At 70.5% G+C, this 13,591-nt stretch carries 14 protein-coding genes, 1 tRNA gene and 2 pseudogenes; 10 read left to right on the top strand and 7 right to left on the bottom strand.

Annotated elements, in window-relative coordinates; translation table 11 throughout:
- Window positions 1-127 precede the first annotated feature (127 nt).
- Complete coding sequence (locus QUE40_RS17605) at window positions 128-763, bottom strand: DUF6338 family protein (RefSeq protein ID WP_289231798.1); 636 nt, start codon at window positions 761-763, stop codon at window positions 128-130.
- 217 nt (window positions 764-980) lie between these two features.
- A tRNA-Leu gene (locus QUE40_RS17600) sits at window positions 981-1,063 on the bottom strand.
- Between the two features lie 208 nt (window positions 1,064-1,271).
- On the opposite strand from QUE40_RS17600, the gene QUE40_RS17595 reads away from it, so the two are divergent.
- The 3 genes from QUE40_RS17595 (at window position 1,272) to QUE40_RS17585 (ending at window position 3,256) form a co-directional block, all read left to right on the top strand.
- The gene (locus QUE40_RS17595) at window positions 1,272-1,550 is read left to right on the top strand and encodes a hypothetical protein (RefSeq protein ID WP_289231797.1); all 279 of its coding nucleotides are present in this window, start codon (window positions 1,272-1,274) and stop codon (window positions 1,548-1,550) included.
- A gap of 114 nt (window positions 1,551-1,664) precedes the next feature.
- Window positions 1,665-2,000, top strand: coding sequence for a YciI family protein (locus QUE40_RS17590; protein WP_350227175.1), 336 nt, complete (start codon window positions 1,665-1,667; stop codon window positions 1,998-2,000).
- Window positions 1,997-3,256, top strand: a complete 1,260-nt coding sequence (locus QUE40_RS17585) for an RNA polymerase sigma factor (RefSeq protein ID WP_289231796.1) — start codon at window positions 1,997-1,999, stop codon at window positions 3,254-3,256. The genes QUE40_RS17590 and QUE40_RS17585 overlap by 4 nt, the downstream gene beginning before the upstream one ends.
- Here the strand turns inward: QUE40_RS17585 and QUE40_RS17580 are convergent.
- Window positions 3,238-3,900 carry a DUF6891 domain-containing protein gene (locus QUE40_RS17580; RefSeq protein WP_289231795.1) on the bottom strand — a complete coding sequence of 221 codons (663 nt, stop codon included), beginning with the start codon at window positions 3,898-3,900 and terminating at the stop codon, window positions 3,238-3,240. The genes QUE40_RS17585 and QUE40_RS17580 overlap by 19 nt on opposite strands.
- A gap of 84 nt (window positions 3,901-3,984) precedes the next feature.
- On the opposite strand from QUE40_RS17580, the gene purU reads away from it, so the two are divergent.
- Window positions 3,985-4,827 (top strand): formyltetrahydrofolate deformylase, encoded by an 843-nt coding sequence (gene purU / locus QUE40_RS17575; protein ID WP_289231794.1) that lies wholly within the window; start codon window positions 3,985-3,987, stop codon window positions 4,825-4,827.
- A gap of 30 nt (window positions 4,828-4,857) precedes the next feature.
- Complete coding sequence (locus QUE40_RS17570; RefSeq protein ID WP_289231793.1) at window positions 4,858-5,532, top strand: hypothetical protein; 675 nt, start codon at window positions 4,858-4,860, stop codon at window positions 5,530-5,532.
- Between the two features lie 99 nt (window positions 5,533-5,631).
- Here the strand turns inward: QUE40_RS17570 and QUE40_RS17565 are convergent, their stop codons facing one another.
- The 4 genes from QUE40_RS17565 to QUE40_RS17550 form a co-directional block, all read right to left on the bottom strand.
- Window positions 5,632-6,252, bottom strand: a complete 621-nt coding sequence (locus tag QUE40_RS17565) for a hypothetical protein (RefSeq protein ID WP_289231792.1) — start codon at window positions 6,250-6,252, stop codon at window positions 5,632-5,634.
- Window positions 6,245-6,691: a hypothetical protein gene (locus tag QUE40_RS17560; RefSeq protein WP_289231791.1), complete on the bottom strand. Its 447-nt coding sequence runs from the start codon at window positions 6,689-6,691 to the stop codon at window positions 6,245-6,247. The genes QUE40_RS17565 and QUE40_RS17560 overlap by 8 nt, the downstream gene beginning before the upstream one ends.
- A gap of 440 nt (window positions 6,692-7,131) precedes the next feature.
- Complete coding sequence (locus QUE40_RS17555; RefSeq protein ID WP_289231790.1) at window positions 7,132-7,545, bottom strand: hypothetical protein; 414 nt, start codon at window positions 7,543-7,545, stop codon at window positions 7,132-7,134.
- Window positions 7,546-7,930: 385 nt separating this feature from the next.
- Window positions 7,931-8,461 (bottom strand): YbaK/EbsC family protein, encoded by a 531-nt coding sequence (locus QUE40_RS17550; RefSeq protein ID WP_289231789.1) that lies wholly within the window; start codon window positions 8,459-8,461, stop codon window positions 7,931-7,933.
- A 147-nt stretch (window positions 8,462-8,608) separates the two neighbouring features.
- Between QUE40_RS17550 and QUE40_RS17545 the strand changes: the two genes are divergently transcribed.
- The 5 genes and pseudogenes from QUE40_RS17545 to QUE40_RS19525 form a co-directional block, all read left to right on the top strand.
- Complete coding sequence (locus QUE40_RS17545) at window positions 8,609-9,673, top strand: FHA domain-containing protein (protein ID WP_289231788.1); 1,065 nt, start codon at window positions 8,609-8,611, stop codon at window positions 9,671-9,673.
- The gene (locus tag QUE40_RS17540) at window positions 9,670-10,149 is read left to right on the top strand and encodes an FHA domain-containing protein FhaB/FipA (protein ID WP_142007186.1); all 480 of its coding nucleotides are present in this window, start codon (window positions 9,670-9,672) and stop codon (window positions 10,147-10,149) included. The genes QUE40_RS17545 and QUE40_RS17540 overlap by 4 nt, the downstream gene beginning before the upstream one ends.
- Before the next feature lie 6 nt (window positions 10,150-10,155).
- Window positions 10,156-10,686, top strand: a pseudogene (locus tag QUE40_RS17535) (PP2C family protein-serine/threonine phosphatase); the annotation flags it as partial.
- 778 nt (window positions 10,687-11,464) lie between these two features.
- On the top strand, window positions 11,465-12,835 hold the full coding sequence (locus tag QUE40_RS17530) for an FtsW/RodA/SpoVE family cell cycle protein (RefSeq protein ID WP_142007184.1): 1,371 nt from the start codon (window positions 11,465-11,467) through the stop codon (window positions 12,833-12,835).
- Window positions 12,832-13,485: pseudogene (locus QUE40_RS19525) on the top strand (penicillin-binding transpeptidase domain-containing protein); the annotation flags it as partial. The gene QUE40_RS17530 and the pseudogene QUE40_RS19525, both read left to right, overlap by 4 nt.
- Window positions 13,486-13,591 lie beyond the last annotated feature (106 nt).

The raw sequence follows: 13,591 nt of genomic DNA, 5'->3' as shown, positions 1-13,591 counted from the left end.
CGCCGGGCCGCGTGGCGGTGTCGCAAGTTTGCTGACCTGCTTGGAGGATGAGCCGTAGCCGCCGCGGTTCTCGCGATCCATGGAGTGGCGGACGGTCCTTCGAGTCTCGGTCGACACAACTACCTCCTCACGCATCGATGTACTCAAGGTACTCGATCTCCTCCCAGCGCACGAGGATGCCGCCAGCGCCCAGACGGACGCTGCCGTCCTGGTCGAACTGAAACTCGCCGGTCGCGGGATCGAGGTCGACGCTGCGCGCCAAGAAGATGTCCTGCTGCTCGGGGTACCCCGCCGAGTAGGACTTCAACTCCCCGTACGTGGCGTAGGCCCCGCCGATCCAGCCGCCAGTCTTGAGCTTGATGCGCACCCATCCATCGCGTTCACCCTGGAAGAGATAGTCCCAAGCTCGAGGTGCGGGATCGGGGCCGGTGATCCACCGGGCCCAGCCGCTACGCCCACGGGCTACGGCGCCGAGCGCCGTACCGACCATCAACGGTGCCGCCACGTAGACGACGGCGATAAGCCAGAGCCACAGCGGATGTGAGTCGCCTATCGCGATGGATGGCCACCTGCTCGTCCAGAGCCAGTACGTCACCGGCGCCAGGACGGCGTGGAAGATCGCAGAGGCGCCGACGAACCGGAAGATGCGGTCGCTCAGCCCGATTCCCCAGCGACCTGCCATGCGTTCGAATGACCAGATATAGAGCGCGCCGGGAATCAGCGCTACCAGGAGCGCGGCGACGGCCTCGAACGAGGTGGGCATGCAAGCACGCTACGGGCGAGCACCGACGCTCTGGACCACCATTCGCAGGCCATCGCCCGGACCCGCGGGCCGTGAGGTCCACCTCTCAGTCGCGACCGCCAACGCAGCTACGCGGAGAGGCCCGACCACACCAGGAAAACGAAACTCCCGGCCGGATGATGCCCGGCCGGGAGCTGCTGGGTCCGAACAGGTAGTCCATCAACTACCTGCTGGTGAGTGCGCGAGGGGGAGTTGAACCCCCACGCCCTTTCGGGCACACGGACCTGAACCGTGCGCGTCTGCCAATTCCGCCACTCGCGCGAGTGCCGTCACAGTGTGCCCCAGGGACCGCCTCAGCACCAAACCGGGTCCCCGCCGGCCCGGCCCGACCCGGCCCGCGAAGGCGTACGACCCCATCGAACCGGCGCCCCGCCAGACCAATCTCCGGCAGGCTGTCGAATCGACCCCAGCTCGCGCGTCAGGGGAACGAGGTCGCGCCCGCGGCCCACGTCGAGCAAGGAGATTCGTCATGACCGAATACGTCGTCCTCTTCGTCGGTGACGCCGACCGCTGGTGGACCACCATGAGCCTGGAGGAGCGCAAGGCGGGGTACACCGAGTTCCAGCGCTTCGGCGCCGAGCTGACCCGGCGCGGCCACCAGATCGTCGGCGGCGCCGAGCTGCACAGCACCGCCGACGCCAAGCGCATCGCGCCCGGGGCGGTGCCGTCACCGACGGCCCGTTCACCGAGGTCACCGAGCAGGTCGGCGGTTTCTACCAGATCCGCACCGACGACCTCGACGACCTGATGGACTGCTGCCAGATCGTCGCCAAGATCGGCGAGGGGATCGAGGTTCGCCGCACGGTGCAGCCCGAGGACCGCCCCGAGGCCGACGCGTCGTGAGGTACGTCGTCCTCGTCGCCTGCGACTCCCGCGACTGGGAGGGGCCGGCGAAGCCACGCGCCAGACGTACTTCGACGCCCACCGCGCCTTCGAGCGGTTCATCGACGCCCACGGGAGCCGGGTCAGCAGCGCACCACTGTGCGACGCGGACACGGCGACCACGGTCCACCCGGGCGACGGCGAACGCGCCGTCACCGACGGGCCGTTCGCCGAGCTCACCGAGCAGATCGGCGGCTACTACGACGTCGACCTGCCCGACCTCGACACCGCGATCGCGGCGGCCAAGCTGCTGCCGCGGCAGTACACCGTCGAGATCCGCCCGACCGTGAAGATCGACGGATACCAGAGCGGGTGAGCGCCGACGTCGAGCTCGCGACGGTCGTGCGCGAGGAGTGGGGGCGCCTGACGTCCCTGCTCCTCGCGCGCTTCCGACGGCTCGACCTGGTCGAGGACGCCCTCGCCGACGCCGTCGAGGCGGCCGCCCGCCGCTGGCCCACCGACGGTGCGCCCGACAACCCCGCCGCCTGGCTGCACACCGCCGCCCGCCGCCGAGTGCTCGACCAGCTGCGCGCCGAGGCCATGGCCCAGCGCAAGGCGCCCCTCCTGCTCGTCGAGCACGACCGGTCCGAGACGCCCGTGCGCGCCGACCCCGGCGGCCTCGTCGAGGACGACCTGCTCCGCCTGGTCCTGATGTGCACCCACCCCGCGCTCGACCCGGCGGCCGCGAGCGCCCTGACGCTCCGCCTCGTGCTGGGCGTCAGCACCGCCGACATCGCCCGCCTCTTCCTCGTGCCCGAGCCGACGATGGCGGCCCGCCTCACCCGCGCCAAGAAGAAGATCGTCGCCGCCGGCATCCCGTTCGCGGTCCCGTCGGCCGACGCCCTCCCCGAGCGCCTCGACGTCGTCGCCCAGACCGCCTACCTCGCCTTCACGGCCGGCTACGCGCCGGGCAGCGGCCCGGATGTCGTACGCGCGGGGCTGGCCGGCGAAGCCGTCCGTCTCGTCCGCGTGGTCCTGGCCGCCCGCCCGGGCGAGCCCGTGCTCACCGCCCTGCTCGCGCTGCTCCTGCTCCAGCACTCCCGCCGCGACGCGCGCGTCGACGCCGACCGCGCGATCGTCCTACTCCCGCAACAGGATCGGTCGCTCTGGCATCGCGACGAGATCGACGAGGCCGTACGCCTGCTGGCCTCTCCCGTCCTGTCCGGACCGATCACGGTCCAGACCGCGTCGTACGCCCTCCAGGCCCGCATCGCGGCCGTCCACGCGACCGCACGGTCGGCCGAGGACACCCGCTGGGACGAGATCGTGCGGCATTACGACGACCTGGTCGAGCTGACCCCCACGCCCAGCGCCCGGCTCGCCCGCGCCGTGGCCCTCGCGGAGGCTGCCGGCCCGGCCGCCGGGCTGCAGGCACTCGACGGCTTGGACGAGGAGCTCCCGCGGAGCCACCGGCTGCCCGCCGTGCGAGCCGAGCTGCTCACCCGGGCGGGCGAGCACGAAAAGGCTTGTGCGGCATACGCATTGGCGATCGCGCGCTGCGAGAACGACGCCGAGCGCGCCTGGCTCATCCGGCAGCACGCCACGGTCGACGATCAGCGCGACGCGCGCTGACCCCCGCCACGATCAGACGGGCAGCGGCTTGCGCCAGTCGCTGATCTGCACGCAGATGCGCGCCTGCACGTCGCCGTCCCAGTCGACGTCGAAGCCGTGCTGCTCCAGCACCTGTGCGACGTGTCGCCCGGCCTGCTCGTCGACGTCGGACGGCTCCCGAAGGAACGAGCCATAACCCAGATAGAGCAGCGCCGGCGGATCGACCAGGCGCTCCGCGTCCTGATGGTGGAAGAACACGAACTCCTTTCCAGATAACGGTATTCGCCATTGATCACTCGATCGAGCGGCGTGCGCTCGTCGTCGATCTCGGTGAAGCCGCAGCTGGAGCAGCAGGTGAAGTTCATCCGCGCGACGACGCCCTCCTGCTCCAGCTGCCGGAACGCGGCGGCGAGCCGGTCGTAGTCACTCGGTCCGCGGCCGCTCGCGATGCGCTGCTCGTGCTCGTCGACGACCCGCTCGACGGTCTCCAGCAGCCGCGGGTCGTCGTCGGCGAGGTCATAGGCGTCAGCCACCCGCTCGATCACCTCGTCCTCGTCGAAGAAGCCGGGCAGCAGGCTCTCGCGCACGGCCTCGGTCAGCTCCTCCTCGGTGAACTCGTCGTCGCTGTCACCCGTGCCCAGCGAGCTGCCTGGTTGCGGTCTCACCGGTGCGGTCGGACGGGTGCCCCTGAATCGGTCGAAAATCCCCATGCTCCACGGTCGCACGGCGATGCCGTCAGAATCTGCGTCATGGACAGATTCGTGCTCACCCTGCGCTGCCAGGACCGCCCGGGCATCGTGCGGGCGTTCGCCGACGGGGTCGTCGCGGCCGACGGCAACATCGTGGAGAGCCATCAGTTCAGCGACCCCGACACCGGCACCTTCACCATGCGGGTCGCGGTCGACAGCCCCGCCGATGTCGAGACCCTGCGCAGCCTCGTCGAGGAGCGGGTCGCCCCGCTCGACGCCACCGTGACCGTCCGCCCCGAGGCGCAGCGCCGGCGGATCGTCATCCTCGTCTCCAAGTTCGACCACTGCCTGGTCGACCTGCTCTACCGCCACCAGATCGGCGAGCTGCCCGTCGACATCCCCGTCGTCGTGAGCAACCACGAGACGGCGCGCAATCTCGTGGAGCAGCAAGGGATTCCGTTCGTGCACATCCCCGTGTCTCCCGAGACCAAGCCGGAGGCGGAGGCCCAGCTGCTCGATCTCGTACGCCAGCACGACGCCGACTTCGTCGTCCTCGCCCGCTACATGCAGGTGCTGTCGGACAGCCTGTGCCGCGAGCTGTCCGGGCGCGTGATCAACATCCACCACTCGTTCCTGCCCGGGTTCAAGGGCGCCAAGCCGTACCACCGGGCCCACGAGCGGGGCGTGAAGCTGATCGGCGCGACGGCGCACTACGTGACGGCCGACCTCGACGAGGGGCCGATCATCGAGCAGGACGTCGTGCGGGTGTCGCACACCGCAACCGTGGCCGACCTGGTCGCGATGGGACGCGACGTCGAGCGGCTCGTGCTGAGCCGGGCCGTGCGCCGGCACGCCGAAGACCGCGTGCTGCTTGTCGGCGCGCGGACCATCGTCTTCGACTGATCGCGGCGCGCCAGCGCGCAGAATGGCCGCGTGAAGCCACGCGAGACGCCCCGCATCGAGATCACCGAGCTGCCCGACGAGCTGCGCGAGGTCTTCGACCGGCTGCTGTTCGGCTTCCCCGTCGAGGTCACCCGGGACGGCAAGCCGGTCGCCTCGCTCGAGGCGTCGTCGCTGGTGCTGGAGGGGCAGATCGTCTCTGCGGGCCGCAGCGCGGAGGGGTCCGACGGGTCCAACGACGGGGCCTCGCGGTGGTCGATCCCGCGACCCGAGGGTGACGTCCAGGTGGTGGGGACCGCGATGAAGCTCAGCGACAGCGCGCGGCGACGACTCGCGCAGGAGCTGGGCGAGTCGTACGTCGTGCTCGATCTCAACGAGGCCCCCGCCTCGACCGACGTGCTGCTGACACACCCGGTCAGCCCGCAGCTGCTCGGCGCGCTGCGCGGCATGTTCCCGCAGGCCCGGATCATCGTCACCGAGATCGAGGACCCCGAGCTCGGCGTGAGCTACACCGGCGCCGTCACCCGCATGCTGTCGGCCGGCGCCGAGGCCTACCTGCCGCCCCGCCCGATCGGCGCGGTCGGCCAGGAGCTCAAGCGCCAGCTGGAGTCCGTACGCCCGCAGCTGGCCGCCCCCGGCACCTCACCGGGCCGCACGGGCGAGATCGGTGGCCGCGCGGGCGGCGAGATCGGCCGCGGGGATCGGTAGGGTCGGATCGGTGAGCAACCGTGCGGTAGAGCGCACGCTTCCTCACCGATCCGAGTCACCGATCCTGCTCACCGATGGAGCGATAGCGACCCGCCGCGCTCATCTCGTGCGGTTGTCGATATCAGCCACGATCCACGCCGTGTCGGTGAGGTTCAGCTTGAACCTGCTGATCAGGCGCGCCTCAGCGATGGTTTCCACCGTCGACCCGGAGCTATCGACGATGCGGCCAGGATGCTGGCGTACGTCTGCGTCGACGGTGACGACGTCGGCCGGGTCGGAAGCCTTCTGCGGCAGAGCTCGGACACTGCCGAGGGTCAGCACCTTGCCGGTCTGACGCCGGTCGAACCGGTCGTCGAGCTCGATCTCACGGGACAGGTCGGAGCACGGGACGCAGCCGACGGTGCCGAGGCTCTGGAACTCCTGCCACTGAGCCGGATTGCCGGCGGCCTTGCGGTAGACGTCGACGTAGTGCCGTACGAACTTCTCCGCACCCTCAGGGGTCGCAGCGAAGGTACGTGGCACCGGCGGCTTCGTGGTCGACGGGGTTGGTGCCGCGGTGCTCGAGGCCGTGGTTGCCGTTATGGATGCCGACGACGTGCCGGCGGCTGCCTCCTGCGTCCCGCCCGAACCACCGCACCCTGCGGTCAGGCCCACCCCCAGGACGAGCCCGGCCGCTGCGGCTGGTCGCCACCGCGCCAGTCCCGTGCGGCGGTCACTCATTGACCAGGCGGTTCTTGGCGGTGACGATCGTCAGCTGCTGCGAGGGGCCGGCGATGGTGGCGGTGCCGGGGATCGGCACGTACGCGCCACCGTTCACGCTGAACTCACCGCCGTAGACCGTCGAGGCGCTCACCGTGACGGTGCCGGCCTTGTCGTACTTGTGCGTGATGTCACCGGTGGGGTACGGCCCGCCGAACGAGCTCGTCGGTCCGCTGCTGGTGCCGTCGCCGAACACGAAGTTGTTGCTCTTGAACGTCGGCTTGATCCGCACCTGCTGCCCGAGCAGCGTCACGGTGCGCACCTCGTCGGGCTGGAAGCCGTCGCTCGGCCAGCTGATCTCGAAGTACGTCGGCAGCGTCACCAGCGTGCGCCCACCCACCGGCTGCGTGCGCAGGGCTGGTTTCGCGAAGGGGGTCTTGGACCACGCGTCGCGAATCATGGCGAGAGTCAGCTGCGGTCGACTGGCACCGCCCGGCACCAGCTCGGGGTAACAGGTCGTCCCGACATCGCGCCAGCCGGTCGGCTCCTGACCGGGGAAGGCTTGACGTCGATAGATCCGCACGTAGGGTCCCGAGGCGTCCGGAACGCTGAGGCACGCGGTCAGCGCTGGCGAACAAACCAGACCACCCTCAGTGTTAGGGCCGTTTTGTCCACAGGCTACGACGGTCTTGTACTCATATGGAACTTTGGGCGGGACTTTAGTTCCTGATTTGACCTTGCCCTCATAGTCACCCGCCGCCGGGAGTGCTCTTGTCTCGCTCGCGGTCTTCCCCAGGTAGGCGCTATCGCCGCCAACCTGGCCGTCATAGCCTGCATGCGCAACACAAGTGCTGATGACCATGCACGTCGTTGCCGCCACAGCAGCAACGACTCGACGAGTCACACTTCCCCCTGATAGGGCTGTAGCCGAACCACCGTCCAGCCTGTGGGCGTCCACTGAATGGTCATCGCGGACTTTACGTCCTTGGCAACGATCTGCTGGACGATCTCACCATTTGGCTTCTTGACCGTCCCAGCCAGTTGCTTCAGCGCAATAAGTTGCACGGCGTCCACGGAATCTCCGTCAGGACGAATGCGCGCGACCTGCACGGCAGCCCCGGTCTGCTTTGCACCCGACCTTCCCCATCCCCTGACTTCGTCACTCAGACGCTTGCAGGATTCACACGCGGGGTCCGTGAACGCAACGAACTCCGAAACTTTCGACGGATCCTGGCTAGCGGTGTTGTACGCCCCGAAGAACGCCCGCACGAACGCCTCCGCCCCGGCGGGCGTCTCCGGGTACTTCTCCGCCATCGACTGAGTCGTCGCCGACGTACTCGTGGTCGTGGTGGGTGGGGCGCTGGACGTCGAGCTCGACGTGGTGGCGGGTGCGGGCGTCGAGGACGCGGCGCTGGTCTCCGACCCGTCGGCGGAGCCGGTGCAACCGGCGACCAGGAGCGCGATCCCCGCGGCTGCGGTGGCGCGTACGAACGATGTGACAGTCACGGGAAGCCCCTCCACTGGCGTGCACGAAACCCCGGCAGTATGTCCAGCCGGCGCCTGCCACCCCGGGCTCGCGACCGTAAAGAGTTGTTAAAGCATCGCCGTGATTCCGGGGCCTGCCCTCCCAGCCTGCCCGCTCAGAGCCCCCGAGAAGCGTTGTCCACAGGCACGAGTTCGCCCGATCGCGACGTGCACCTCACCGCACCACCAGCCCCAGCACCTCCGCCCCCGGCAGCTCGGCGAGGGCGGCACCGTCGATCAGCACCTTCGCCGAGCGCACCCCGGCTCCCACGACCATCAGCCCGCCGGTCGCGACCGCGCTGTCCACCAGCAGCGGCCAATCGCTCGGCAGCCCGATCGGGGTGATGCCGCCGGAGCGCATGCCGGTGGCCTCCTCCACATATCCCTGGTCGGCGAAGGTGATCTTGCGGGCGTCCAGGTGCTTGCGCACCGTCTTGTTCACGTCGGCGCGGTCGGTGCCGCGCACCATGAGGGCGGCGTGCGTCGTCCGGTCGCCGCGCCGGGCGGTCACGACGACGCAGTTGGCCGACGACTCCAGCGCGACGTCGTACTCCGCGCAGAACTCGGCGGTGTTGGCGAGCTGCTCGTCGATGGTGGCGACCTGGGCGTCGGGCACGAGATCGGCGGCGTCGGCCACCGGCTGCGCGACGAGGTCGAGGTGGTCCTTCAGGGGCTGCCAGGAGAGGTTCCCGCGTGCAGTGGGCATGCCCCGAGCCTCGCACGCGACGCCAGGTTGCAGGATCCGCCAAGGCACGGCAGATACGATCCTGGAACTGACCCGGCAGGTCACGATGAGTCCTGCCCGCGGGACACACCGAGTCCGCATCGCCGAGCACACCTGGGAGGAGGGCCGATGGGACTGTTCGACAAGCTGGAGCGCCGACTCGAGCGCACCGTCAACGGCGCGTTCGCCAAGGCCTTCCGCGCCGAGGTCCAACCGGTCGAGATCGCGAGCGCCATGCGCCGCGCCATGGACAACCGCGCCAGCAGCATCAGCAAGAACCAGCGGCCGATCGTGCCCAACGTGTTCGACGTCGAGCTCAGCCAGGGCGACTTCGAGCGGCTCACCGCCTATCGCGAGGAGCTGTCCGACGAGCTCATCGCCTCGGCGCTCGAGCACGTCGACACCCAGCGCTACACCGCGGGCGGCCCGGTCGCCGTGACCTTCTCGGAGAACACCGAGCTCGAGACCGGCGTCTTCCACATCCGCTCCTCGACCGCCAAGAACGTCGAGAACCTCGAGCCCGTGCGGCCCGCCGAGCGCGACGAGCCCGAGTCGGTGCAGCAGGGCGGCGACCAGCAGGCGTACGACTACGGCGGCTACCCCGACCCCGGCGCCACCCAGCGGGGCGGCGACCCCAGCCAGTGGCCCACCGACAGCGCCGACCAGCGGCCAGAGCCGCAGGCCGGCCCCGACGCCCCCACCTCGGCCGCGCCGCTCGCCCCGCACGCCCAGCCCACGCAGCACGCCCAGCCGGACGCGTACCCCCAGCCAGGCGCGTACGCCCAGCCCACCCAGCAGAGCCACCCCGGCCAGCCCGGCGCGCACGCCCAGCCCACCCAGCAGGCGCAGCCGCCGGCCGCGGCACCCAAGCCGCCCCCGCCGCCGCGCCCCAAGAAGCAGCGCCCCTGGCTCGACATCGACGGCGAGCGTTACCCGCTGCTGTCGGCCATGACGATCATCGGCCGCGACGACAGCGCCGACGTGATCCTCGACGACCCCGGGATCTCCCGGCAGCACAGCGAGATCCGGGTGACCTACGACGGGCCGCACCTGGTCGCGACGCTGCGCGACCTCGGATCCACCAACGGCACGTACGTCAACGGTGACCCGGTCTCGCGCGCGCGGCTCATCGACGGCGACCGCATCACGGTCGGCCGCACCACGTTCACGATCCACATGGGAGGGCGCCGGTGAGCGAGCTGACCGTCACCGTCATCAGGCTCGGCCTGCTCGCCCTGCTCTGGACGTTCGTCTTCAGCATCGTGGGGGTGCTGCGCGGCGACCTCTACGGCACCCGCGTGGTCAACCGCAACGCCCCGGCCACCGGGCGCGGCCGCGGCGAGGAGCGCGAGCGCCGTCAGCCGCGCGCGATCCGGCGCGGCCCGACCCACCTGGCGGTCATCGAGGGCGGCCTGCGCGGCGTGACGGTGCCGCTCACCGACGCGGGCGTGCTCATCGGCCGCAACCCCGAGTGCACCCTCGTGCTCAGCGACGACTTCGCCTCCGGGCGGCACGCCCGCATCTATCGCCAGGACGACGGCTGGTACGTCGACGACCTCGGCTCCACCAACGGCACGTTCTCCGGCAACCAGCGCATCGGCCAGGGCTTCAAGGTCGACGCCGGCTCGCGCCTGCGCATCGGCCAGACCGTGCTCGAGCTGAGGAAGTAGGCCTGCATGCCGATCGCTCTTCGCTACGCCGCCCGCACCGACCTCGGTCTCGGCTCCAAGTCGCGCAACGAGGACTCCGCCTACGCCGGCCCCGACCTGCTGATCCTCGCCGACGGCATGGGCGGGCACGCGGCGGGCGACGTCGCGAGCTCCACCGTCGTCGGCGAGCTCGTCGCGCTCGACGGTGTCGGCCTCGGCGCCGACGACGCCCAGGAGCAGCTGCGCGCCGCGGTGCTGCGCGCCAACGCCCACCTGCGCGAGGCGATGGACGCCTCCGACGACCTCGAGGGCATGGGCACCACGTGCATCGCCCTGCTGCGCACCGGCACCAAGCTGGTCGTGGCCAACATCGGCGACTCCCGCGCGTTCATGCTGCGCGACGGCACGATGACCCAGATCACCAAGGACCACTCCTTCGTGCAGGCCCTGCTCGACGACGGCCGGATCACCGAGGAGGAGGCCGAGCACCACCCGCAGCGCAACATGGTCACCCGGGTGCTCACCGGCCGCGAGGACGACGAGCCCGACCTCAGCCTGCGCGAGGGCAAGATCGGCGACCGATACCTGCTGTGCTCCGACGGGTTGTCCGACTACGTCGCGGCGTCGACCATCAAGGACATCCTCGCGAACGGCGGGACCCCCGACGAGACGGCCGAAAAGCTCATCGCGATCGCGCTGCGCGCCAGCACCCGCGACAACGTGACCGTGGTCGTCGCCGACGTGGTCGACCAGGCCAACGCCTCGTCCAACCAGCCGCAGGTGGTGGGCGCCGCCGCGGCGCTCGGCGCCACGCACGACCCCGACGCGACCCAGCCGCAGCCGCAGACCCCGGCCGAGAAGGCCGCCGCGCTGCGCCGCGAGGCCAACCAGCCACCGCCCCCGCAGGGGCCGCCCGACGCACCCGCCGGTGGGGCCACCCCGGCACCCGGCTCCGGGCCGCTGCTGGCAGAGGAGGGCCCTGGGTCGCGCTCGTCGACCCGCTTTCGATGGGCCTTCCTCGCCGGCCTGATCGCCGTCGTCCTCGCGGTCGCCGCGTTCGTGGGCCACCGCTGGAGCCAGCAGCAGTTCTACGTCGGCCAGCAGAACGGCGTCGTCACGATCTTCCGCGGCGTGCCGCAGGACTTCGGGCCGCTGTCGCTCAACGACGTCGACACCCGCACCGACATCGCAGTCGCCGACCTGCCGCCGTTCTACCGCCAGAAGGTCGGCGACACCCTCTCGGCCAGCGGCAAGACCGCCGCCATCCGCATCGTCGAGAACCTGCGCGCGGAGATGGTCAAGTGCCAGACCGGCACCGGGGGAGCGGCTGCACGTCGTGAGCACCGTGACCACCCTGCCGCAGCGCACCCGACGCAACACCGAGCTGGTGCTGCTGATCTTCGCGATCGGCATCGTCCTGCTGGCGTACGCCAACGTCGGCCTGGCCACCGACGGCCAGGTCCCGACCGACCTGGCGACGCTCGGCATCGGCATCGGCGTACTCGGCCTAGTCTTCCACCTGGTGCTGCGCTGGCGCGCCGCCTACGCCGACCCGCTGCTGCTGCCGATGGCCACCCTGCTCAACGGCCTGGGTCTGGTGATGATCCATCGCATCGACATCGCCAAGGACCGCACCCTCGGCGAGGGCGCGGCGCTGAAGCAGCTGATGTGGTCGGGCCTGTCGGTGGCGTGCGCCATCGGGCTGATCCTGCTGATCCGCGACCACCGCCGGCTCACCCGCTACACCTTCACGATGGCGCTCGCGGGTCTGCTGCTGCTCCTGCTGCCGCTGTTCCCGGTCATCGGCAAGAACATCAACGGCTCGCGCATCTGGATCGGCATCGGCCCGTTCAGCTTCCAGCCCGGCGAGCTCGCCAAGATCCTGCTGACGATCTTCTTCGCGTCCTACCTCGTCGCGACCCGTGACGCGCTGTCGCTCGTGGGCCGCCGGGTGCTCGGCTTCCCGCTGCCGCGCGCCCGCGACATGGGCCCGATCATGATCGCCTGGCTCGCCTCGCTCGCGGTCCTGGTCTTCCAGCGCGACCTCGGCTCCTCGCTGCTGTTCTTCGGCCTGTTCGTCGCGATGCTCTACGTCGCGACCGAGCGCCGCGCCTGGATCGCGATCGGTCTGCTGCTGTTCGCCGGCGGCGCGCTCGTCGCCTGGCAGCTGTTCTCCCACCTGCAGCAGCGCGTCACCCTGTGGCTCGACCCGTTCGCCCCCGGCGTGAGCGACCAGCTCGCCAAGGGCCTGATGGGCATGGCCTCCGGCGGCCTGCTCGGCAAGGGCCTCGGCCAGGGGCGCCCGCAGCTGACCTACTACGCCGAGTCCGACTTCATCATCCCCAGCTTCGGCGAGGAGCTCGGCCTGGTCGGGCTGATGGCGATCCTGGCGCTGTACGCCCTCATCGTCGAGCGCGGTCTGCGCACCGGCATCGGCGCCCGCGACGGCTTCGGCAAGCTGCTCGCGACCGGCCTGGCGTTCTCGCTGGCGCTGCAGATCTTCGTGGTCGTCGGCGGCGTGACCCGGGTGATCCCGCTGACCGGCCTGACCACGCCGTTCCTGTCCGCCGGCGGCTCCTCCCTGCTCGCGAACTGGGTGATCGTCGCCTTGCTGCTGCGCATCTCCGACCAGGCGCGTCGCCCGGTCGACCAAGCCCGTGTCGCCCAGGTGGGCCAGGACGAGACCCAGGTGGTGCGTACCCGATGAACTCCCCGATCCGTCGCATCGGCGTCGTCGCCGCCGCGATGTTCCTCAGCCTGCTGCTGGCCAGCACGATGATCCAGTTCGTCCAGGCCGAGGAGCTCAACACCGCCGACGGCAACCGGCGCACCCTGCTCGACTCCTACAGCCGCGAGCGCGGCTCGATCCTGGTCGGCTCCACCCCGGTCGCGCAGTCCAGCCCGACCGAGGACGACCTGCAGTGGCAGCGCTCCTACCCCCAGGCCAAGCTGTACGCCCCCGTCACCGGCTACTACTCCTTCACCTACGGCAGCGGCAACGGCATCGAGGACAACTACGACTCGATGCTGTCCGGCACGGCCGACGCGCTGTTCTACCGCCGCATCGGCGACGTGCTCACCGGCAAGCCGCCGCAGGGCGCCTCGGTCGAGCTGACCATCGACCCGGCCGCGCAGAAGGCCGCCTACGACGCGCTCGGCAACCAGCGCGGCGCGGTCATCGCGCTGGACCCCAAGACCGGCGCGATCCTCGCGATGGTCAGCAAGCCGTCGTACGACCCCAACCTGCTGGCCAGCCACGACCTGCGGGCGGTGTCGCGCAACTGGGAGCAGCTCAGCAAGGCGCCGAACGACCCGATGATCAACCGCACCATCCGGGGCGACCTCTACCCGCCGGGCTCGACGTTCAAGCTGGTCACGGCGGCGGCGGCGCTGGAGTCGGGGCAGTACACCCCCAGTCCGAGCTGCCGGCGCCCGCGAGCCTGGACCTGCCGCAGACCTCGGT

Source organism: Barrientosiimonas endolithica, assembly GCF_030296655.1.
GTDB classification, from domain to species: Bacteria; Actinomycetota; Actinomycetes; order Actinomycetales; family Dermatophilaceae; genus Barrientosiimonas; species Barrientosiimonas humi.
The sequence above is the reverse complement of the archived record's forward strand: the minus strand, read 5'-3'. Positions and strand labels throughout refer to the sequence as shown.